The 22,721-nt window shown below is 54.6% G+C and carries 18 protein-coding genes and 1 pseudogene; 6 read left to right on the plus strand and 13 right to left on the minus strand.

Translation table 11 applies throughout. The features are described from left to right. Positions 1 to 13: 13 nt before the first annotated feature. Genes CSA35_02005 through CSA35_02015 form a run of 3 tightly spaced genes read right to left on the minus strand, consistent with a single transcriptional unit; the run spans position 14 to position 2,741 of the window. Positions 14 to 1,291 (minus strand): C4-dicarboxylate ABC transporter permease, encoded by a 1,278-nt coding sequence (locus CSA35_02005; GenBank protein PIE55229.1) that lies wholly within the window; start codon positions 1,289 to 1,291, stop codon positions 14 to 16. After that, positions 1,291 to 1,764 (minus strand): C4-dicarboxylate ABC transporter permease, encoded by a 474-nt coding sequence (locus tag CSA35_02010; protein PIE55230.1) that lies wholly within the window; start codon positions 1,762 to 1,764, stop codon positions 1,291 to 1,293. Before CSA35_02010 ends, CSA35_02005 begins: the two co-directional genes overlap by 1 nt. 2 nt (positions 1,765 to 1,766) lie before the next feature. After that, positions 1,767 to 2,741, minus strand: coding sequence for a C4-dicarboxylate ABC transporter substrate-binding protein (locus CSA35_02015; protein PIE55231.1), 975 nt, complete (start codon positions 2,739 to 2,741; stop codon positions 1,767 to 1,769). Between the two features lie 124 nt (positions 2,742 to 2,865). Here CSA35_02015 and CSA35_02020 point away from each other — a divergent pair, with 124 nt between their 5' ends. After that, positions 2,866 to 3,573: a hypothetical protein gene (locus tag CSA35_02020; GenBank protein ID PIE55232.1), complete on the plus strand. Its 708-nt coding sequence runs from the start codon at positions 2,866 to 2,868 to the stop codon at positions 3,571 to 3,573. Between the two features lie 150 nt (positions 3,574 to 3,723). Here CSA35_02020 and CSA35_02025 read toward each other — a convergent pair whose 3' ends face one another. The 9 genes and pseudogenes from CSA35_02025 to CSA35_02065 form a co-directional block, all read right to left on the minus strand. Beyond that, positions 3,724 to 5,709 (minus strand): hypothetical protein, encoded by a 1,986-nt coding sequence (locus CSA35_02025; GenBank protein PIE55233.1) that lies wholly within the window; start codon positions 5,707 to 5,709, stop codon positions 3,724 to 3,726. Continuing rightward, a pseudogene (locus tag CSA35_02030) lies at positions 5,706 to 6,625 on the minus strand (TIGR01212 family radical SAM protein). Before CSA35_02030 ends, CSA35_02025 begins: the two are co-directional and overlap by 4 nt. A 5-nt stretch (positions 6,626 to 6,630) precedes the next feature. Further along, positions 6,631 to 7,038 (minus strand): cytidine deaminase, encoded by a 408-nt coding sequence (locus CSA35_02035; protein ID PIE55234.1) that lies wholly within the window; start codon positions 7,036 to 7,038, stop codon positions 6,631 to 6,633. A 200-nt stretch (positions 7,039 to 7,238) separates the two neighbouring features. Then, positions 7,239 to 8,405 carry a succinylglutamate desuccinylase gene (locus tag CSA35_02040; protein PIE55235.1) on the minus strand — a complete coding sequence of 389 codons (1,167 nt, stop codon included), beginning with the start codon at positions 8,403 to 8,405 and terminating at the stop codon, positions 7,239 to 7,241. Between the two features lie 186 nt (positions 8,406 to 8,591). Next, a complete protein-coding gene (locus CSA35_02045) occupies positions 8,592 to 9,923 on the minus strand; it encodes a C4-dicarboxylate ABC transporter (protein PIE55236.1) in 1,332 nt (443 codons plus the stop codon). A gap of 75 nt (positions 9,924 to 9,998) precedes the next feature. Continuing rightward, on the minus strand, positions 9,999 to 10,550 hold the full coding sequence (locus tag CSA35_02050; protein PIE55237.1) for a hypothetical protein: 552 nt from the start codon (positions 10,548 to 10,550) through the stop codon (positions 9,999 to 10,001). A 190-nt stretch (positions 10,551 to 10,740) separates the two neighbouring features. Further along, positions 10,741 to 12,378 (minus strand): peptidase C69, encoded by a 1,638-nt coding sequence (locus CSA35_02055; GenBank protein PIE55238.1) that lies wholly within the window; start codon positions 12,376 to 12,378, stop codon positions 10,741 to 10,743. A gap of 166 nt (positions 12,379 to 12,544) precedes the next feature. Continuing rightward, the gene (locus CSA35_02060; protein ID PIE55239.1) at positions 12,545 to 13,228 is read right to left on the minus strand and encodes a response regulator; all 684 of its coding nucleotides are present in this window, start codon (positions 13,226 to 13,228) and stop codon (positions 12,545 to 12,547) included. Further along, a complete protein-coding gene (locus tag CSA35_02065; GenBank protein PIE55240.1) occupies positions 13,225 to 15,258 on the minus strand; it encodes a hypothetical protein in 2,034 nt (677 codons plus the stop codon). The genes CSA35_02060 and CSA35_02065 overlap by 4 nt, the downstream gene beginning before the upstream one ends. A 123-nt stretch (positions 15,259 to 15,381) precedes the next feature. Between CSA35_02065 and CSA35_02070 the strand changes: the two genes are divergently transcribed. Genes CSA35_02070 through CSA35_02080 form a run of 3 tightly spaced genes read left to right on the plus strand, consistent with a single transcriptional unit; the run spans position 15,382 to position 18,385 of the window. Then, on the plus strand, positions 15,382 to 16,455 hold the full coding sequence (locus CSA35_02070; protein PIE55241.1) for a nitronate monooxygenase: 1,074 nt from the start codon (positions 15,382 to 15,384) through the stop codon (positions 16,453 to 16,455). 26 nt (positions 16,456 to 16,481) lie between these two features. Next, positions 16,482 to 17,840: an MATE family efflux transporter gene (locus tag CSA35_02075; protein ID PIE55242.1), complete on the plus strand. Its 1,359-nt coding sequence runs from the start codon at positions 16,482 to 16,484 to the stop codon at positions 17,838 to 17,840. After that, positions 17,837 to 18,385 (plus strand): NAD(P)H nitroreductase, encoded by a 549-nt coding sequence (locus tag CSA35_02080; GenBank protein ID PIE55243.1) that lies wholly within the window; start codon positions 17,837 to 17,839, stop codon positions 18,383 to 18,385. Before CSA35_02075 ends, CSA35_02080 begins: the two co-directional genes overlap by 4 nt. 34 nt (positions 18,386 to 18,419) lie before the next feature. Here CSA35_02080 and CSA35_02085 read toward each other — a convergent pair whose 3' ends face one another. After that, positions 18,420 to 19,715, minus strand: a complete 1,296-nt coding sequence (locus CSA35_02085; GenBank protein PIE55244.1) for a sodium:proton exchanger — start codon at positions 19,713 to 19,715, stop codon at positions 18,420 to 18,422. A 163-nt stretch (positions 19,716 to 19,878) separates the two neighbouring features. Between CSA35_02085 and CSA35_02090 the strand changes: the two genes are divergently transcribed. Both CSA35_02090 and CSA35_02095 read left to right on the plus strand, forming a co-directional pair. Beyond that, the gene (locus CSA35_02090; GenBank protein ID PIE55245.1) at positions 19,879 to 20,157 is read left to right on the plus strand and encodes a hypothetical protein; all 279 of its coding nucleotides are present in this window, start codon (positions 19,879 to 19,881) and stop codon (positions 20,155 to 20,157) included. 10 nt (positions 20,158 to 20,167) lie between these two features. Further along, positions 20,168 to 22,693 (plus strand): hypothetical protein, encoded by a 2,526-nt coding sequence (locus tag CSA35_02095; GenBank protein PIE55246.1) that lies wholly within the window; start codon positions 20,168 to 20,170, stop codon positions 22,691 to 22,693. Positions 22,694 to 22,721 lie beyond the last annotated feature (28 nt).

Genomic DNA, 22,721 nt, shown 5'->3' on the forward strand with positions numbered 1-22,721 from the left:
GTTCCCCCTCTCACTAACCCCATATCAAGTTCGGAAGAAAGACGGTGAACCACGGCACATACGTCGTCAGAAGCAGCACGGCCACGAGAACCAGGACCATTGGGATTATCGGACGGCTTATCTCCTCCACAGAGAGCCCTGTGATCGCACTGGCCACGTAGATATCTATGGCAACTGGAGGCGTCGCCATACCAATGGCCAGACCAACCGCTATCATGACGCCGAAGTGGATCAGGTTGCCCCCCATCTGTATGACCGTCGGCAAGAATATAGGGGTCAGTATTATCAGGGCAGAGGCAGTTTCCATGACCATCCCGGCCAGCAGCACCACCACGAGGATCATGAGGTAGACCATAGCCTGGTTACCTCCCGCCAACCCCAACAGCACATGCGCAACCTCTTCCGGGACCTCATAAAACGCCAGCCCCCAACCGAAAAGCTTGGACGTAGCGATGATAAACATTATCAGAGAGGAGGTCACACCGGCCCCGACCACCAAGCGATAGAATTTCTTGAAATCGATGGAACGGTAGACGAAAAAAGCGACCCCCAGCGAGTACACGACAGCGATAGCTGCGGCCTCCGACGGAGTGAAGAAGCCGGAGAAAATGCCTCCAAGGATTATTACAGGGGTCATAAGCCCCCAAAGGGCTTCCCTGAAACGCCGCATTTTCTCCTCTCCTGACACCGGATCGACGGCAGGATAGTGCCTCTTTTGGGCAACCCAGAGCGCCAGAGCGATCAGCCCCGTTCCCATGAGAGCCCCGGGAATGAAACCTCCCATAAAAAGCTTCGCCACAGATTCTCCCGCAATGACGGCGTACAAGACCATCGGTACGCTCGGCGGAATGACCACTCCAATGGTTCCCGAGGCCGCTATAAGGGCTGCGGAAAAATCCAGATCATATCCCTTTTCCTCAAGCTCAGGCAGGAGGGCCGTCCCTACCGCAGCGGTCGTCGCAGCTCCTGAACCGGAGATAGCCGCTATGAACATAGAGGAGACGGTCGAGACTATGGACAGACCACCTCGTATCCTTCCGAGAGAGGCTTCCGCAAAGGCCACTATCCTCTCCGAGATCCCTCCCTTGGCCAGGATGTCTCCGGCAAGGATGAAAAAAGGAATGGCCACGAGGGCAAACGAGTTATTTCCAGTAAACATCATCTGAGGCACCATCTGCAGCGGCAGATCGTTCAGCAGAAGGACCAGAGTAGCAGCGATACCTATCGCCAGAGCTATAGGTATACCCAAAACCATCAACAGGAAAAAGACGCCACCAAGGACAAGTCCCATCAGGACTCCTCCTTGAACAGCCCTTTAAACCCCGCCACCAGATGAAGGACGACCACGGAACAGAACAGAGGATACATAACGTAGATCCACCTCATGGAAATCCCCAGGGCTGGAGTCGTCTGGAAAGCCTCGCTCCCCATCAAAGCCCCTCCGTACCATCCCACAATGACGAAAAAGAACAGAGCGAAAACCTGCATGGCAGCGCCTACCGCCAGACGAATACGACGGGGAAGTCTCTCGACGAGGAACGTTATAGATATATGACTTCCCCTGTAGAACGCTATCGCCGCTCCTGCCAGAGAGGTTCCTACCAGCATAAAGCGGACGAGCTCTTCGGACCATATCAGCGCATCGCCAAATGTCCGGCAGAGTATCTGGGCGCTCGTCAGAACGACCATAGCTATCATCAGGATGAACAGCAGAGCTTCACAGAGTTTGTTCACCCTGCTGCTCAACGCCGTCACGAAGGCCATGGTTATTTGGTATCGACGATTGCCTTGATCGTCTCGGCTCCAAACTGATCGGTATACTTATCGTAAATAGGCTTGACCGCATCTCGGAAAGCCTGGAGATTCGGCTCGACGACCTCCATTCCCTGATCTTTAAGGAATTGAAGCCATTCCGCATCCTTCTGGTTATCCCAATCCCTGTTGGCCTGTGCGGCCTCTTTCGCGGCCTTCTGCACGAGCTCCTGTTGTTCACGAGACAGTTTTTTCCAGGTGGCCATGCTCATCATTATGACGTTGGGAGCATAGGCGTGCCTGGTGAGAGAGAGGTATTTCTGACTCTCGTAGAGCTTAAAGGCCACTATGACGTTAAGAGGGTTCTCCTGCCCGTCTATAGTTCCCTGCTGAAGAGCCGTAAGAGCCTCAGTCCACGCCATAGGGGTCGCATTGGCCCCAAGGGCTTTAAAACTCTCAACGTAGATAGGGTTCTGCATCAGCCGTATCTTCAACCCTTTCACGTCATCCGGGATCTTAACCGATCTGACACTGTTCGTGAGGTTACGGAACCCCCTCTCTCCGTAAGCCAACCCCTTCCACCGGAACTTTTCCATCTCCTTCAGCATCTTCTGCCCAATAGGACCATCCAACACGGCATAGGCGTGATCTGTGTCGCGGAAAAGGAAAGGCAGGTCAAAAACACCGAACTTTGGCATAAAGTTTATAATGGGACCTCCTGTTATTATCGCAGCATCCACGACCCCCATCCTCAAATTCTCCAGCAAAGTTCTCTCGTCTCCAAGCTTGGCGTTCGAGAAAATGGTGACCTTCAGCGCTCCCTCGCTGCCAGCTTCCACTACCTCCTTGAATTTAAGCGCACAAACATGAAAGGCATCCCTTTCGTTCACCACATGAGCCAGTTTCAACGTTCTCTCCTGGGCGGCCCCCATCGTCACAGCGGAGACCACAAACATAGCTGCCAAAAAAACCATCACAAATTTCCTCATAATGCGTACCCCCTCTTTTTTGGTTATACCAGTGGCACTACCAATGTTGAAAATATTATAGTAGAATGGAGACCTCCTGACAAGATTCAGAAACGCAAAAGGCAAAGGAGAGCAACAGATACATATGGAAAGTAAAAGGAAAAAACTTATAGACGAGATAACAACGTTAATAAAAAACGGCAATTTTCCACAGGGAAAACTGCCGTCCGAAAGACACTTTGCCGATACCCTGGGGGTAAGTAGAGGGCTTTTACGGGAAGCGCTAGTCACTATGGAGGGAATGGGCATACTGGACATAAAGGGCAGAGAGGGGATCTATCTGAGAGAGACGGACCTCGATATAGCTGCTTCTCTCGAAAAGACTATATCAGGGATCATGCTATGGCCTCATGAAACCATGGATCAACTTATGGAAATGAGAAGACTCGTAGAGATTCCCGCAGCGGGATTAGCAGCCCAGCGAAGGGATGGATCGGACATAGAGAAGATGAGGCAATGCCTGAGCGAGCTCGAAAAGCTCGAGAGGTCGCCCATCGACACAGACGGCGCCAGGTGGGATTCGCTGCTTCATATGTCCCTGGTGGACGGAGCCAAGAACAGGCTTCTTTCCAGGGTTTTCGAGGGAGTAGCGCTGCTTATGGAACGATATATAGGAAACACCAGACGAAGGCTCTTTGCCCACCCAGAGCTGCCCGAAGAGGTGCTCACCCAGCACCGTGAACTGGTACGAGCAGTTGAGAACCGTGACGAAAGAGGGGCCATGACGATTATCGACGAACATCTAAAAATCGCCGACCGTCTCTTCAGGCAAGGCATCCATGAAAGCCCTTAACCGAAAAAGAGACTTCAACCATCTCAGCAGAATTGCGATCTAAAAAACGATAAATATTTCTTCGGTTAACCATGGCGGGGATGGGAGAGCTCTCTCCCATCCCCGCCATGAAGCCGTGGTAAGAAACAAAATCGCTACTCTACGACGAAGCTACTCCCGAACCAGAATGCTGAGACAGGCATCTCTTCGAGATGAAGACCGCAAAACGACAGCGGCGATCCGCTCCGAAACGGTCAGAAATTCCTGAAGACCTTTCTGAAGTTCCTCGTTCTGGAGCAACTCACTGTCGCTCTTGAGCAGGTTCTCGACGACATGCCGAAGATCGGTCACGGACAGAGCCAGAATCCCCAGGTCACCCCCGGATCCCTCAACATCGCTTGCGATGGCCTTGGCGGGCGCGCCTTCTTTTTTCACTACCTTGTGATCCAAAAAGCCGAGGAGGAGCCTATCGTCCCGAACGGCCGCCGTAATGCTGAAGAGACCGTCCATGCCGTAAGCGGAGTTCCACCCCTTCAGCTTCACCTTTTTACACCCAATATCCTCGAACCTGGGCAAGGCTGAGGCCACTTTATCCAAAACGGATTTGTCTTCGGGCTCCAGTTGGATGTAGAGACCCGGCACATCGCCAACGGGGCTGCTGCTCTTGCCACTCACCATCACGGAGAGGCGTCCACCCAGAAGAGCCAGGATGTCGTCAAGGGTCAGGCCGGATGCCTCAGTGAGCGGGGCAATACGCTGCTGAATTTCCTGTAGCTTCATTTTTGATCTTTTATTGCAAATCTGCTCGAAGGTCTCCCGGTCCATAGCTCTCAATCGAGCGGCCATAACGGCCAGAGCGGGGCCGCCATAGATTTTCAAATCCGGTCCTATAGACAGGAAGCCATCATTAAACTCATCACCACCCAGATGTTTGATGACGTTGGCGCTCCAGCGAAAATCAATCCGGTTCTCCTCGCGGTAGACCGCACCGTCAAATTTCAGGCGCTCCTCTCCCGCAGCGCAGGGGATCTTATCCTCCAGAACTTTCTGTAAAAAGGCTGCCGTAGCAGAGGCCCTCCAACGAACCAGGGCCCCTTTCCCCAGAGGACAGGAGAGATCCAGACCTTTGGTCTGACCTGCGCCAACGGCAGCCATGAGGTTCAAGCCCTCGTCTGACTGAGAGAAGAGCACGACCTGGCGGTTCGGCACCCAGAGGGCGACGGAGAGAGTCAGATCGAGCGACGGATATCGCAGGATCCCCACGGGTTCGAGGTCGGACGTCAGAGTGCCCTTGAACTCTTCCAACTCCACATCGGAGTTCCTGAACACCGATTTAACCGACTCAAGCGGGTCGGTTCCCGGGAGAGTCTGAAGCGCCCCGAACATGGACGTCACCACCAGGTCGTCGAGATCATCCTTCCAGGTCAGGGAGACTGAAAGGGCACCGGGACCACTTTGAGGCCCCCACTCCCCGGTTAGTTCCTGGAGCATCTCGGGCTCCAGAAGCCCCTTGGTCAGGATCTCAAGAGAGGTCTTTGGCTCGTTCCAGCGCAGGTATGACGTGGCCTCCGAGGGGACCTCAGGAGGCAGAAAGGATTCAGGACGGACATCTACATTCAGAGAAGCCGCTTGAGTGGTGTTGACGTCTTCCTCGGGGCGCCGGGCCTGAACGCCCTTGGCGGACATCGGCTCCCGGGGTTTCTCCGGGAGGAACTCAATAGCCGGGAACACCCGACGGAACTCGGATCGACCATCCACTATCCGCTCTGCCCGAATTACCAGGGTCCTGGTGTAGGCAAAGGTCCGAACGCGTTCGTCGGGATAGGTGAGGGTCAGACGATCCTGAACGGATAGCTCCACCTCATCACCTTTGGCCTTATGAGTTTCAACCTGAACATCGTCAAAGACCATGGAGACACCCATCTCGTGAAGCCGAAGGATCCACGACAGGGTATCCTTGCCGTAATCGGTGTCCATGTCCACGAAGGAACGAAGAGGCTCCACCTGGCCGTCCTCACAAGCCTGTTCCACAGCCCGATAGTAGCTATCGATAAACCCCTTCACGTTCTCCTGAGCCGCTGCCACACCCCACGCAAGGACCAGAAGTGCCACCGAAGCCACGGCTATCGCCGCAAATCGCCCATACCCTCTTTTCATACTACCCTTTCCTCCTTTTCTTTTGAGTCATGCATATCGACGAGCTCGTCTATTCGGCGAAGCACATCGTCCTTTCGAGCCACCCACAGGGGAGCCACGAGCCTGGGAGGACGAGCGTCGGCGGTGAGGCGTTGGGTTACAAAACGGTGCCCCTCCTTCCACAGCACCAAGGCCACCCTCCGAACGTACGTCTCCAAATCAAGAGGGACGTAGCTTCCTCTCTCATACATGTCCTCCAGGGGCGATCCCCGAAGAACGTGAAGCGGATGAAACTTGAGACCGGTCACACCTCGGTCCAAAGCCCAGCGAGCTGATGTGAGGAGCTGCCCATCGGCCTCGCCAGGGAAACCTGAGATGAGGTGAACGCACAGGGACAGGGGAGAGTGTTCGGTTCGCTCCAGCACGTCCACAACGGCATCCAGAGTATGGCCTCTTCGAAGCCAGGCCAGTTGGAGCTTGTCCACCGTCTGCACACCCAGCTCCAGCCAGACTTCGTAGTTGGGTGCACAAAAGCTGCTCAGAAAATCGACCACGTCGGAGGATACCAGATCGGGGCGGGTCCCTACCGACAAGCCAACCACGGGCATGTATCTCTCAGCGAGGATGAGAGCCCGACGGATCAAACGGACGAATCGCTCAAAGGGGCCGTAGGTCGCCGAGTAACTTTGAAAATACAGGATACAGGCCTGCGCTTTGTAATGGTTCCGTGCAGTGGCAGCACCTCGCCGGATCTGATCCTCCAGGGACTCGCCCCGAAGCCAGGCACCGTTGCCCCCACCGGAGGCATCACAGAAGAGACACCCCCTCGACTCAGGCTCTGGCGGTTAGGACACCCACTTCCCAGATCCAGGCTGATCTTCTGCACCCGACAGCCGAAGTGACGACGAAGCTCGGTGGACCAGCAACGATAAGGCACTAGGGCTATAGGCAAAAGCCATCGGGCAGCAGGTCACCGATAGTCCAATACAGCCTGTTGGAACCGTCACACCCAGCCCAGACCGGCGCGTCCGGCCCGAGAAACTCAAGAAGCACCTGACGGCATGCTCCACACGGCGAAACGGCCTGATTTCCCGGCGTATAGATCGCAAGGGCTGCAAAGTCGCCCTTACGATAGCCTTGCGCCACAGCACAAAAGACAGCCGCCCGTTCAGCACAGCAGGTCAACCCGTAGGACGCGGATTCCACGTTACACCCCTGGACAATCTGACCATCCTCAATAAGCAACGCCGCCCCGACAGGGAAGCGGCTATAGGGACACCACGCCCTGGAGGCAGCGTCCGAGGCCGAAGCCAGAAGCCTCTCTCGCTCCAGATCAAGACTCCCAATCATGTTCGATTTCCCTGAAACCTACCCTCTTCGGGCTTTTCTTATCCCAGCATTCGATGATCACGTTCCTGCCCACCCCAAGAGACCTCCTCTCTTTTCCCAGTTGACACCATATTGAGTATAGCAAAATTAAGAGGCAAAAGACCACAAAAAGCTGGGATCCACACATGGACCCCAGCAGAGCGCGTTGACTAGAAAAGTAATCAGTCGTAAAAAATTTTATCCTTCGGTGCCGCAGAAGCATCATGATACAGGGATCCGATACCGCCATCCACCATCTCCTGATAGGAGGGGAGCCCCGAGATTTCAACGGTTTTGGACGGATCCATCTGGCTGAAGACCTGGAGCATGGTCAAGAATGCCGTCACATGCCGGGCCACTCGAACGTCGATAGGCCAGCCATTCTCGTCGATAGGCGCATAGAGTAGCTTATGCTCCCCGGCCTTCATGACAAACCGATCCTTTCCGCTCATGAGGAGTTCCTCATCGGTAATGCCCCGGATTCGATCCAACATGGGCTCAGCGACCTCCATGAGGAGGGACATCGCCTGGCTGTGATCCCCCACCTCCCGGTGAGAGAGGCCGTGGAGAGCCGCAGGGGAGAATTCCATGCCGATGGGGACGGGAAAGACTGCGGAGGTCAACATCATGGAGGTCATGGCCGCCACGGGCTGGCCCTTTTCGTGAGTGACGATGGTATTCTCCACCGGGTACTCCAACTCAGCCTCGTGAAAGTCCACCTCCATGTCCACGTTCTCCTGCTTGATCATCTGAAGCATGGCATATGTTGTCCGCTCGGTGATCAAGCCGTCGGCCCGCCCCGGCCAGGCTCGATTCAAGTTTCTGATATCCATATAGGCCAGGTTCTGCCCACTGGGAGAATGAATGTAGACCTCGGGATCAGGCCAGGAGTCCAGCTGGTTGGAGCACCTGTCCCCCATGCGCCAGATTTTCCGTCCCCATGGAGTTTTCACGCCAAAGAACCGAGGATAGGCCTCTCCATTCCTCGTGACCTGGGAGCCGCTGGTGTTTGCGCGTGTCACGATGATGAGACGCCCTTTTTCAACGACGGCGTTCTCCACAAAGGCCAGAGCAGCCATGTTGCTGGCCGGCTCCTCAGGATGAGTTCCTCCGATGAGGAAGACCGTCCCGCCGGGGACGCCGCTGTCCAGAATGTACACGTTGCAGTCATTCACCGTTCCCTTGACCACCGGGCTGAAGTCGCTCAGTTTCTTTACCTCAGTGACACCGGGACCGGCCACAGTCGCTTCTTTGAAAGTCCTATGCTCTCGGAACATAGCCCCTGCCAGGGCGACCAAGCCCACCATGACTAAGAGGGTCACCCCTTTGATTGTTTTCAGATTCGCCATGTCGGCCACCTCACTTGAGCCTGAGGATCCGGAGGACAAAGGGCATCATGATGATACCGTAAAGAACAGCCTCCTGCGGGTCTTTGGTTTTGACGAAGTTTCTGACCACCGCGATCAGGAAGAAGGCACTGATCAGGTAGTACAGTACCATCACGGCATTGTTGAGGGTCACGAGATTCATGGTCCTTAACCTCCCAGGAAAGCCAGCTTCTTACTGTATATCAGGAACAGAGTACACAGCAAAGCGACAAACAAGGACGGTACGATGCATGCCTTGACAAACTCACCGAAGTACCGCCCCTTGTAGTTCATCTCCATAACGGTGGCCCGCCCCACAACGGCCGTAGGAGGCAGACAGTCTCCCAAAGGCCACATGACGGCCCACGCCGACAGGGAGATGATAGGGTCCAATCCCTTCATATTAAAAAGCATGATCAGAGGCACACCCAGCAGAGGCGCCACGGCGTACTGGACCAGCCCCTCCGAGAGTGGCAAGATAAGCCAAAGCGTAGCAAAGAGCACGGTCATTGGCAGGGTAACCACCGCCAGGGAGATGAGTCCTCGAGATCCACTGAGAGCCATGACCTGGATCAGGGACCCCACCACTACCATGATACCGACCAGGCCCAGCAGGTTCCGAACGGTATCAGAAGCCACGTCAAAAATGCGTAGTTTCACCGGACTCAGCACTATAGTGACCAGAGCGCAAATCATGAAGATCAGAGGCAAGCCCACCACCGGGAAAGAATAGGGATAGAAGCGTCCGGCCAGAACCAGAGCTATCAAAACGATGAAGGGAAGAGATGCCTTGAACCAGTTCCAACCTTCAGGGGCCTCGGGAAGTTGAGAGAGCGCCACATCGGTGTCCACAGGCTCACCTCGACCAGCCAGATAAAAGGTTGAGAACAGCGCTCCAGCCACCGAAAGGACAAGAAGCGGCTTGGCAAAACCCACGTAAGGCATATTGGCACCAGCAGCAGCCATCATGGCCCAGAGGTTGATCGGAGGAGCGGCGGCACTCATAGCCGCCAGCATAAAAATAAGAGCAACCCGACGAGTCTCGGACACCCCCATGGCGGCCAGGACCGACCCCACCAAGGCACCAACGGTAAGGACCGTCGTAGCCCCCGATCCGGTGATAGCCCCAGGAACGAGCATGACGACGGTCAAAAGGAGAAGACACACGAAACGATGCCCTGCAAAAGAACGGACAATCCTTCGGACGATGAAGGCCACACCGCCCGATTCTTTGAACAAGGCCATGAAGAAAGTCGCGCTCATGAAGATGAGACACACGTCGTAGTAGGTAAAGGCACCCTCCACTATGTGGCGAAGAAGCTCAGCCACGGAGAGAGAGGAACGAGGGTCAACTCCCTTGGGAAGGAGCATGTGAGCCACGCCTCCAAGGAGAGCGGCCAGAAACATGGAGAGCTCGGTGGAGACCTTCATGCGCTTGGCCAGTGCGAATACCAGAGCGATGACGACGAGGACTCCAATGGAGTGATGATACATGGTCATTCTCGACGACGTCCTTTCCGTATATTTACAAAACAAGGGCCCCTGGCATTCAGAGGCCCCACTAGAGGCACAGAGTTATTTTTGTTTCAGCCCCTGGCCAATCCCCAAAGCGTCCTTCACCTTGAGTACGGGTAGGTTATGTTCCTCGGCGTACTTAGTGAAAAGACCGTCGCTGTCGCTGTCCACTGTAACCAAAATCATGTCGCTCTTGGCCAAAACAGCGTCGATGGATGCCTGATCCGACTGGTCGGTCCGGCGGGCCATGCCCTCCACGTGTGCACCGATAACCAGCATTCCCTCGGCCTTGGCCGCCTCCATGAGCTCGGTACAACGAGCGATTTCCTTGTCAACATTCGTTCCCGCTGCTCCCATGCCCTTCATGCTGGTTCCACTGGTGACTATGAGGGTCTTGTACCCCTTCCCTTTGATATCAGCGGCAGCCAGAGCGTTGTTGTGGTCGGCTTTGAAGCCAGCTTGCATAGCCGACATTTTTACCATGACAGCACCGGGGCTCTGACCGCAGGTGGTGACGATCAGAGGTTCATCAATGACAGGCACGTCCGCAGCCCACGCAGCTCCACAGGCAACAACCAACACAATCACGAAAAGAGCCAAAAATTTGCGCATAGGTAATCGACCTCCTTATTATAAAAAGCATACACCCAAGAGCCCCAAAGACAATAAAATATGCTCGTTTGTCCCTTTTATCTCAATATTCGATCTCAAATGACCAACATATTCGGAACAAAACCCAAGAGACAAGAGACTAAGACAGCAAAGGGCCGACGATATCGGCCCCCTGGATTTGCTCACAGAATTACTTCTTGTCGAAGTCCTCTCCAAAGCCAACGGCCTTCAGCCACCATGTAGGATAGCCGACCTTCTCCTGCTTACCCTCGGAGCTCATGACGTAGCCATCCTGGTATTTACCCACCAAGTTCCAGGCCAAAGTCCACCAAGCTTTCTCGACTTTCTCCATAGCGTCATAGGAGTAGTCGGTCAGATAGCTCACGGCCTTCTCAGGACTCTCTTTATAGAGCTTCTCAGCCTTGGCCTCCACCTCAGCCTGTTTAGAGAAGAAACCCTTCTCCCATCTCGCCTGTTCCAGGTTAACATCCTTGAGAATGGCATCCCAGCGAAGAACCGCCCAGTTATTGACGAAGTTAAATGCCCACCAGGCCGAGTTGGGGTCGAACTCATGGCGTTTCCCCTGGCTCCAACCGGCGGGAACTTTGGTCACACCACAGTACAGAGGCACGTAGCACGTGGTGTCAGGCGCGTCCTCGCCGAACCACAGAAGACCGCCGATGGGATCAGGAAGCCAATCCCGGCACTGAGCCACAAAGCTGTACGAACAGCGGAACATTGAGATAGCCCTGGGCCAATCCTTGTCCTTCCGATTCTCGGGGCGAACGTCCTTCGGGGTAGGCCAGCGATTCGGGTTGCCAAAGGGACCGGCAGCCATACCCTTTGTCAGATCGTAGTCGGTGCCCTCCAGGTGATCCCGGAAGATAGCCATAACGTCCTGAACGCTCATCTTCTTGTCGGGCTTAACGGAGAAGGGATAATCGCCCTCCTGAGACGTAAGCTTGAAGTTCCTGGACGGAGCCATGAGACTGAAAGCCCGCCACTCCCTGATGGACTGATAGTGATCCGATCCATAGGGGTTGGGGTTGTATGCCTTGGAGAAGTTGAAGGGAGTCCCGGGAGTCCACCACTTCATCTCCTTGGCCAAATCGGTGACGTTTTTGGAATACATGAAGTTTTCTTTGTCGTCAAAGTCGATAACACCGATCCTGGACCGATTGGAACAGATGACGGCGTGGTCATCCGGAACCCGACGGGCTGCCCAGATAGCACCGGGCTTGCCGCTGTCCTTAGTCCAGAGCATACCGGGGCCACAGATGTCGAAGACCCAGAGCTCTTTGGGATCGGCGATGATCAGAGTCTCGCCGCCGTCGCCGTAGCCGTATTTCTCGGCGAGGGCCCCCATGACCTTGATGGCCTCACGGGCTGTCTTGGCCCTCTGAAGGCCGAAGATCTCGAGGGTCTCAATCCAGAAAGCACCATCCTTGGCATAGAGCTCATCCCGGCCACTCCAGGTATCCTCGCCGAAGATCAGCTGATGCTCGTTCATAAAGGGGTAGCCGATATGGAAGTAGGTATAAGTCTTCTTCACCTGGGGGATATCCAGCACCTTGACCAGAGGCTTGGTCGGCCGAGTACCATGGCAAACCTCCTGGTACACAGGAGCCATATCCCCTTCTTTAAAAGTCTGCCCTGGAATGATCTGAATCCTGTTGTCGTACCAGCCGTCGCAGGTATGGCTGGTGATGACCGATCCGTCCACCGTAGCCCCCTTGCCTACGCCGATAGGCGAACAAGCCAACGCAGCGGATGCCACAAAAATACCGGCCAAACCGAGAAGCACGCCCTTACAAATTTTCAAAACGATGACCTCCTTTGAAGATCACACTCTCCACCGTGCAAAAAACACGGCCCACAAATACACGCTCGCTGTCGTTCAAAAGACAAACGAGCTTCCACGTTCGTCATTATATGAGAAAAACAAATGCAGAGCAGAAAGGCTCGCTATTTTGTAGCTATCTGTAGCCTTCTGTTCAGTCCAGGGCTCGATATTTATTTATAGGACGCCCCACCTCTTGATACTCTCGCTCCATAACAGCGTTGTTGGATGCGACCAGGTATTCCAGATACCGCCGCGCTGTAATCCGGGAAACACCTATGAGATCGGCGGTTTCTACCGACGAGAGCGGACGAGCCGACTTGGCTAAAAGAAGTGACACCCTTTCCAGAACATGGGGATTCAGTCCCTTGGGAAGGCTATTTTGAATTTTTTTTCTATGCCTGGCCAGCAGGAGAGCGTCGATCTCTTGCTGATCAACCTGAGCAGGGCCCTCAGAGAGGCGATGTACCACCTGACGAAAAGCATCCAGCGCAGCTTTGATTCGCTCGAAACCGAAGGGTTTCACGATATAGTCGAAGGCACCAGCCTGGATGGTTCGGTTCACCGTAGCTTTGTCCCGAGACGCCGATATCATGATAACATCCATGTCTTCACCACTCCCCTTAATCCGTTCCAGGGTGGCAATGCCATCAAGTCCGGGGAGGAAAATGTCTAAAATTACGAGGCGAACCGGCCGTTCTTTGATGAAAGCCAGGGCCTTCAGTCCGCTATCCACTATGCCCACGACACGGAATCCCTCCACGGAGTTGATGTAGTTATGATGAATATCAGCCACCATGGGATCGTCCTCAACGATCAGCACATCGATGTAGTTCATACGTCAGTCCCTCCATTCGGAAGCGTCACAAGAAACTCGGTATACTCGCCAGGCTCGTACTCGACGGACAAGGCACCATTCATAGCCTCTACCAGTTTTTTCACATTGTACAAACCAAACCCCGACGGCCGCTCTTTGACCTTAGTGGAGAACCCTTTATAAAACATCCGCCGTTCGACATCGGGAGACAGGGAGCCAGCGTTGTCCGTTACACTGATCATAATTTGATTGGACTCGTCGAAGACGCCGAAATCAATTCGGGGCTCGGGAACCCCCGATGATAAAACGGCCTCCATGCCATTTTCCAACAGATTGCCTATGATAACGACCAAGGCCTGATCACCGACAGCATCGGTCTCTCCACAGTAGCTGTCTGGATCGATGCGAATCTGTATCCCTAATTCCCGACATCGTCCTACCTTTCCTATAACGATGCCCCCCACGGCAGGATTCTTGATGTTCTCCGACACGAACGACGCTGTCGATCTCTCGGGCATCGTCTCCTCGGTTATGAATTGGAGTGCCTTCTCATAACGCCCCATCTGGATGAGACCAGCGATGGCCTGGAGTTTATTCTGGAACTCGTGATTCTGCACCCGGAGGGACTCGACATACATCCGAACCCCCGTGATCTCCTGGGCCAGAAGATGGATTTCTGTCATGTCCCGAAAGGTGGCGATAGCTCCCGACACCTCACCCCGAAAGAGAATGGGAGCTTTATTGCCCATGACCAACGAGCCCCGAAGGGTCTGCTCTACATCAAAGACGGGTTCCCCCGATTCGAGAACCCCCGCCAAATCGGCATCAGGTATCACCCGATCAGCCTTTTCTCCGACCACCGAAGCGTCCACGGCCAAAAGATCCTGGGCCACCCGATTGATCATGGTGATCCGCCCCTCTTTATCGACGGCCACGATACCATCTCGAACGAAGTCCAGAAGCTTCTCTCTCTCACCAGTGATCCGGTCAACCTGCCTTTGAAGCAGGAGAGGCCAACTCATGCTCACACCGAGAATAGCCAGAAAGATCAAACTGACCTTCACCACAGTGTCTTCACCAACGATAGGACTCTGAACAGCACCAAACCAGCGAGAACTCAGACGGCGATATGTGCCGTTTTGCCGCAGGGTTTCAAGCCCTCGCCCCAACCTGACAGCTAACCCCACGTCTCCCCGAGGCACAACAACCCCCCAACCTAAGGAGAACAGTGGCGGAGATAAGGGCTCCAGTTCCTGAAGTCTCAAGCGACGTCGGGCATACAGACTCTGATAGCTTCCGAGCAGTGCTCCAGGAACTCCCCCCGAAGAGACCAGCTTCAGAGCTTCTACAACAGAGGAGGTAAAAACGAGGCTCGATGAGAGCCCCCCCATCCCCAGATATGACAGTCCGGCATCGCCTTCCTTGACAGCGAGAGGCTTACCTCTGAGATCCCGAAGAGAGTGAATGGATCCGCCCTTTGGGACAACACAGACGTAGGGTTCCTCCAGTACAGGAAGGGAGAAGCAGACCTTACCCATATCCTTGCCCGATATACCCTGAAGAGCGAGGCTCAATGGAACCGCCTCCACAAGATCTCCGGGGGCCACATTGTGTACCTGGAGGTACGAAAAGGGATCAAAGTCCCGTGGCAGGGGATGGGGCGTCCCCAACACCACATCTATCGGCCCTCGGCGAAAGGAGAGTTTTAAGTCTTCCTGATTACCAAACCGAAGGCTGATCCTCATCCCCTCCAACTCAGCCAAAGCCCGAATGAGCTCCACGAAGAAACCAGAGGGAGGCTGATCAGATTCATCCACTACGAAAGGCGGTGGTAATGGGATACACAAGACATGTATAGTACGCCCCTTACCATCAATGATTAAAGGCTGTCCCCCTCCCGTGGTCGCAAAACTCAACAGACAGACAGCAACCAAGACCATGAAGCATCGCCTCACCACGATTCGTTTGCCAGCACAGCCTTTGACAGGGGCAAAAAAATACATGAGGGAGCTCTCCTTAAAAAGATCTGACTTCATCTCTGAGGATATCATACCATCAAGCGAGCGAGGAGACGGAAGATGATCTTTATGGTCCTTCAGGAAGATCTGCGGTAGAATGGAAGGATAGTGGTCCTGATCCGATCACGGATGGGACACGGAAGGGAGAGAGGGTTCATGGACAGACCTGTCCTTCATATCGGACGATACCGACCCCGGCTCCCCCTGATTCAGGGAGGCATGGGGGTTCTCGTCTCGGGTCCCAGGCTGGCTGGTACTGTCGCTCAAACGGGAGCCGTGGGGACGATAGCGTCCGTGGGACTTGCTGCAGCACATCCTGAGTTCTCCGGCCGTAATTATTTTGACGTCAACGAGAGGGCCATCCAAGAATACTTGGCGGAGGCCAGGAAAATCGCTGGCCCCGACGGAGTTCTCGCTGTGAACTGTATGGTAGCTCTTACCGATTATGAACGTCAGGTCAAGGCGTCATGTCGAGGTGGCGCTCAGATTATCATCTCTGGGGCAGGACTCCCTTTGAAGCTTCCTGAGTACACCAAGGACTATCCCGACGTTGCCCTGGTCCCCATAGTGAGCTCGACCAAGGCAGCCCAGCTCATTCTGCGACGTTGGCTCAAGACCTACGGCAGGAGCCCCGACGGGTTTGTGGTGGAGACCCCTCGTTACGCAGGAGGCCACCTGGGCGCTCGAGACGAGGCCATGATCACCGATCCAGCTCTATCACTAGAGACAGTAGTTCCCGAGCTCTCCACGTTTCTCAAAAACGAGGGGCTGGACATTCCCGTCATCGCAGCCGGCGGCATATGGGATAGGGACGACATGCTTCGGGCTTTTGCCATGGGAGCCAGCGCCGTCCAGATGGGAAGCCGCTTCGTCCCCACCGTGGAGGGCGATGCTGATATGAGGTTCAAGCAAGCGTACCTCGACGCCACAGCGGACGACATCGTGCTGATCCACAGTCCCGCAGGGCTGCCGGGGCGTGCTCTTCGCTCCCCAATGGTGGAACGCTATCTCCAAGGCACAATAGAAAGTAAACCCTGCCTCGCCAATTGCCTGACCCATTGTCGTTACAAAAAGGACCGGGAGACGTTCTGCATCGCACAAGCGCTGGTGGATGCCTATCGAGGTGACTGGGACCACGGCCTGTTCTTCTGCGGAACAAACGCCGTCAAAGCCTCCAAGATCGAACCTGTAGCCGATGTGATCCGATCCCTGTTCCCTGAATATGCGTAACGCATAGGAGGGAAGAAAAGACGGCCGTGTCATCACGTTTTGAGCTCCTGGGAATCTTCCCTGTAGGACGGACGTTGATTACTCTGTCCATACCGGCCATCATAGGCATGCTGGTTATGGCATCCTACAACGTGGCCGACGCCGTTTTCGTCGGTCGAGGCGTAGGATCTCACGGACTGGGTGCCTTGGGGACAGCAGCCCCCATACTGTTCATCGTTCAGGGCATCGCTTTGCTCATTGGGATCGGAAGTGCCTCCGGCATCTCCCGATCCCTGGGTGCCGGAGACCTGAAAACCGCTGAAGCGACCCTGGGTACGTGCATCAGTGTCGCTTTGGCCAGTGGCCTGGCCGTGTTGTTTCTCGGACGGTTCACCCTGCCAATCCTCATGGCCTTTATAGGCACACCGACAGAACTTCGACCTCTCATCGACGAGTATTTGAGCATCATCTTTCTGGGATCCCCCTTTCTGGTGGCCGGCATCGCTATGAACTGCGTTATACGAGCCGAAGGCAGGGCTGCTGTTGCTATGTTAACCCTGATCATTTCTGCCGGAGTCAACATAGCGTTAGACCCTCTGTTCATCTTCGTTCTGCATATGGGGATCACCGGAGCAGCGATCGCCACAATTATCGCCCAGGCAGTAACTTTTTTTTGGGCTCTGGCCCACTATCTGACTCCGGGAAGAAGTTCGGTAACTCTTCATCGTCGGAACCTTCGTCCTACGGCGCCAATTCTGAAAGACATTGTCACAGTTGGCGGAAGTGAGTTCGCACGGATATTTGCCCAGGCCGTCACAATTACGGTGGTGCTCAATCGGCTCAGCCATTACGGCAACAGCACAGTTTTGGCAGGATATGCAATCTTTTTCAAAGTTATGGCCCTCAGCATCATGCCCATCTTCGGCATTGGGCAGGGACTTCAACCTTTGGTCGGATATGCCCACGGAGCGGGCAATCCCAATCGAGTTTGTCGTGCTGTCCTGTTGGCCATCATCGGTGCTACCACCTTCTCCACCGGCACAGAGGTCGTCCTCATGGCCTGGCCCAGATCGATCTTTGCCCTCTTTACCACCGATGCCCATCTGTTGGACGTAGCTGTAGACCTTGCCCGAAAATCCCTTCTCTGCTACGCAACCGTAGGATTTCAAGTGATAGGGACCGTGACGTTTCAGGCTATGGGCCTGAGCAAACCAGCCATGATTCTGTCACTGAGCCGGCAAATGCTCTTTCGCATTCCCCTGCTCTTCCTCCTCCCGGCCTTCTTTGGTCTTTCCGGGGTATTCTTCTCCTTTCCCCTGGCAGACGCAGCAGCAGCGCTCCTTACCTTTCAACTTTTAAAAGTCCACAAGCGACACAGGATTATCCAAATGGAGGGATTACTATGAGTAAATACCCGGTCGCAGACTTGTTGACCAAGCGGCACAGCGTCCGAAAGTATCGCCAAGAACCCGTTTCCGATGAACTCATTGAGAGCTGTCTGGAGGCAGCCAGAAAAGCTCCCAGTGCCTGTAACGCTCAGCCCTGGTTTTTCCACGTCTGCAGAAGTCCTGAAATACGAGACAGGGTCGGTCATGCCATGAACTCGGGGATATACGGCAAAGGTGTTAATGGCTTCATCACCAAGGCACCGGTGATTATCGTGGCTGAGATCCGTCGCCGTACAAAAATAACGACATGGGTGGGTGGCTTGATACGAAACGTTTCCTATGAACCCATGGACGTCGCTATAGCCGCAGACCATCTCACCCTCCAGGCGGCTGCACTGGGATTAGGGACCTGCTGGATCGGCTGGTTCAACGAGAGTGCCGTCAGAAAGGTCTTGAAACTGCCGTCATCAATCCAACTGGTGGCCCTTACCCTGGGATGGCCTGAGGCTCCTCAGACACCGTCTCGCCGAAAGAAGATCAAGGATATCCGACAGTTTCTCTAGCCTCCGTTGGCCACTACATCAGGAGGCCCCGATCTCAGCCCTTCCCCCTGGAGACATCGGAGAGCTCCCCAGAGGTTCGAAGAGCCCACCGGGCCGCAAGAGGTCCCAGGCACTCGTGAATCAACGTACTCCCTATAACAACGTTTATGAGGGTATCGGCCACAGATGCAAGCTCGGGAAACTTCCGTAAGGTCAAAGCCAAGCCAATGACGATCCCTCCGAGGGGGATCAATCCGCCGATGACCGAAAGACACCTTCGGAGCGGCATGCCAGCCCACTCACCCCCCATGAGGACCCCCAACCCCTTGCCGACTAATCGAAACAAAACCACGAAGGGCAAAAACAAAAGGGAGTGAAGCAGGGAGGCCATATTTAGGGACATGCCACTGACGCAGAAGAAGACTAAAAAGACGGGCTCCTCCATGGTGGACGATAAAAAATCAAATATCTGATTAGCCCGAGGGTTTTTGTTGACGACCCAGGCCCCTACGATCATGGTCGATAACAACTCGTCCGCACCCAGCAAGGATGCTGTTCCGAAGCAAGCTGCCAGAGAACCGAAGAGGACTACAACGAGACCGCCTTTGCCCTCGGCATCCATGGCTGGGTGGGACATTCGATCCAATAGCCACCCGAAACAGCACCCCAGAACAAGGGAGAGTCCGATGGTCCGAATGGGGGTGAACACAACGGACAGAAGCGACATCCCCCCATGCCCTAAAAAAGCCCGGGCACAACAGAGGGCAACCCCAAAGTTGACGATGCCGAACCCATCGTCCAGGGCGGAGACCCCTAATATCGTTGAGGTGACGGGCCCTTTTGCACCATACTGATGAGTCACAGCGATGGTGGCCGCCGGATCGGTGGGCGATATCAGCCCCCCCATAAGCAGAGCAAAGGCCAGGATCGACGGCGTCCCTACGATACCGAATCGAGGGCCTACAACGACGGCGACCAGAGACATTCCCATAATAACAGCCAGAAAAGCCATCTCAGCCTCCATAACGGTTATGGCCAAGATGGTCTTGCCCAGGGATCGAATTGCCCTCCAGGAAAGGGCCCCACCGATCTCGAACGTGATGAGACACAACAACATGTCTACCAAAACCCCCGAGTGGTCCAGGGCATCCTTGGGAACCAAGCTCAGGAAGGTCGGATTAAGTAAGACGCCGGCCAACAGATAGCCGGTGATCCTGGGAAGATCAAAACAGGCAGCCAGATAGCCCAAAAAATACCCCGTAAAGACCAATGTTCCTAAACCCAACATGGGATCGTTCATAAAAGACAAAGCCATGCTCGTATTCACTCCTTTCGATCTCCTTATGTACATCGATTCAGTGTATCACTATTACTCTCCGTCCTCGCTTTGGAGATGTGCCCCTTCAAAAGCCCCCTTCTTCATCTGTTATAATGTTATTTGTGAAAGGTTTTGTTCTTTTCTTTATTGACGGATTCTTCGAAGCTCGCACACCATAGAAAAGGAGTGAGAGACCATGGAAAATATCATCGACATGATCAGAAAACACATAGCCGACATTTTCCGGAAAAAGGGCTTACGTCCCTATACTCTCCCTGACGGGAAGATCCTCGTTATCGACGATAACTTCGTCACCCAGTTCAAACTGGATATATCATTTAACAACAACGATTTCGGCTGTATCGTTCTGGAACGACGGGGAGAGACCCTGGCAACGACGAAAAGCTTCAACATCGCCTGGAGCTCCGGCGAGGAAATTCATAATTTTCTGAACTATCTCCGTTCCCTACGCTGAGAGTGCTGGCATGGCAGCTTTTCTCAGGTTTATAGCATGCCTGGTCGTCCTACTTGTAGGGGTTTTGCCTCTCTGCGGAGAGGCTGACATCCGCCAGGCGGTGAAAGCATACAACGAAGGGAAATTCAAAGAGGCCGCATCCCTCCTCCTTCCCGAGGCAAAAAAAGGTAAATCCCTGGCTCAATGCACTCTGGGGTACCTTTATGATCAAGGAGAAGGGGTTTCTCAGGACAAGAAACTAGCTCTGTATTGGTACAACGAAGCTGCAAAACAAGGCTATGCCGATGCCCAATATAACATCGGGCTCATGTATCGGGACGGCGAAGGCATCTCAGGCGATCTGGGGAAGGCTCGATTATGGCTTGTGAAAGCAGCCGAACAAGGGCATGAAAGGGCCCAGATAACCTTGGGCCTGATGGCTCTTAACGCCCCGGAAAAAGCGTGCATCTCGCCCAATGAAGCCGCTCGGTGGTTTGAGTTAGCAGCCGAGAGAGGAAATCCCTCGGGGGCGTATAATCTGGGTCTTCTCCTCATCCGGGGGAACGTACTCTCTCCCGATATCTCACGGGGACGAACGTTGCTTCTGCAGGCGGCAAAAAAGGGGCACATATACGCCCAACACGCTCTGGGCTCTTTCCTTTTGAGAACCTCCTCTGACTCCAAGGAACACGACGACGGCGAGCGATGGCTCAGTATCGCCGCAGAGGAAGGATATGACAAGGCTCAGTTGGACTATGGTCGGTATCTTCTCCGTCATGACCGAGAAGAGGAAGGCCAAGACTGGCTGAACAAAGCCGCTAAACAAAATAATCCCGAGGCTCAATTTATCCTGGGACAGCTTTGCCGTCAAAAGGATGGAGCCTTTGGTAAGGCTGCATCCTGGTTTGGTTTGGCTGCTCGCCAGGGATACGCACCGGCCCAGTACGCACTGGGAACCCTCTACGAGAACGGGCGTGGCCTGCCTGAAGATAACACAATGGCAGCCTTATGGTATCTCCGAGCTGCCAAACAGAATGTAGCAGAGGCCCAGTACAATCTCTCTCTCATGTATCAAAAAGGGCTGGGCGTTCCTCAAAACAGCAAGGAATCTCTTCGATGGCTTAAAGCCGCCTCAGGAAACGGCCTTCCCGAAGCCCAATATGTCCTGGCTCTCGCCTATCGTGACGGCGACGAGCTCTCTCAGGACCTCTCCAAAGCCGCGCAACTCATGAAACAGGCCGCTGCCAGTATCCCCAAAGCACAAAGTGCTCTGGGGTTCATGTACCTCCAGGGCGAGGGAGTCAGCCAAGATCCTCAAGCAGCAGTGCGTTGGTATCGAAAGGCCGCTGAAAGCGGCTATCCCCCAGCCCAGTACCGCTTAGGGCTCCTCTGTGCCAGAGGCCAGGGTGGGCGGCCTCTGGATATGGCCGAAGCCGCCCGATGGTTTCGCATGGCAGCTCGATCAGGGCATCCTGGAGCTCAATACAACCTGGGAATCCAATATACCCAGGGCGACGGTGTTGTCCGCATTCCCTCCGCAGCTTTCCGATGGTTCTCCAAGGCAGCGGCACAGAGAGACCCCCACGCCCTGTACCAGATGGGACTCCTCTATGAGAAAGGTCTCGGAGTTCCAGAGGACAGGGAAAAGGCGATGGATCTTTTCAGACAGGCCTTCGATCTCGGCAACGTGAACGGAGCCTACGCTTTAGGATGCCTTTTTGCCGGAGACAACGGCGGTGCCCGTCAGGAGATGTCCGCTCTTCACTGGCTTCATTGCGCAGCTCAAAGGGGTGACCGCCGGGCTCAGCTCCGACTCGGTCTGGCTTATAAAAACCGCCGGCTCGTAGCTCAAGACAAGGCTCTGGCAATCCGATGGATTCGGAGAGCCGCTGAGGAGGGATCGGCAGCAGCCCAATACACTTTGGGAGGACTCTACCTGGAAGGTAAGATCATCTCTCAGAACAAAAAAATCGGCCAACTCTGGCTCGCCAAAGCCGCCAAACAGGGGTATTTGCCAGCTCAGTATAACCTGGCTTTGTGCCTCGCCAAAAGCAGGTTCAAACGGCAACAGGCCATAAGATGGATGGAGAAGGCCGCCATGGCCGGATATGCACCAGCCCAATGCGAGCTTGGACTCTTTTACGCCTCGGGAACAGGGGTCACCCAATCAGACACCTCAGCCCTTAGGTGGTTTTCCCTGGCAGCTGAACAAGACTACGTACCAGCTCAGTACAACCTGGGGGTCTTTTACCTCTACAGTGGGCTCTCAACAGAACCCAATCGGAAGTTAGCCTTTCGGTGGCTTCTCAAGGCCGCCCAACAGGGATATGCCGACGCCCAGTTTTACCTGGGTTACCTATACGAGCGGGGCGATGGCACTGAGCAGGACCTCACGGAGGCCAAGTGCTGGCTTACCAAAGCAGCTCGCAAGGGCAGCAGAGAAGCCCTGTCCATACTGGCAAAGATGGAAGAAAAAGAGCAAAAACAAAAAAAAGCCGGGGCAGGGCTTCCTGGCATGACGGAGCTCCTATCACAGGATAACTCCCAGAAACCGTGAATGTTGCAGGACGACGTAGCCACCAGGG

It is taken from the genome of Dethiosulfovibrio peptidovorans, from assembly GCA_002748665.1.
Taxonomy (GTDB): domain Bacteria; phylum Synergistota; class Synergistia; order Synergistales; family Dethiosulfovibrionaceae; genus Dethiosulfovibrio; species Dethiosulfovibrio peptidovorans_A.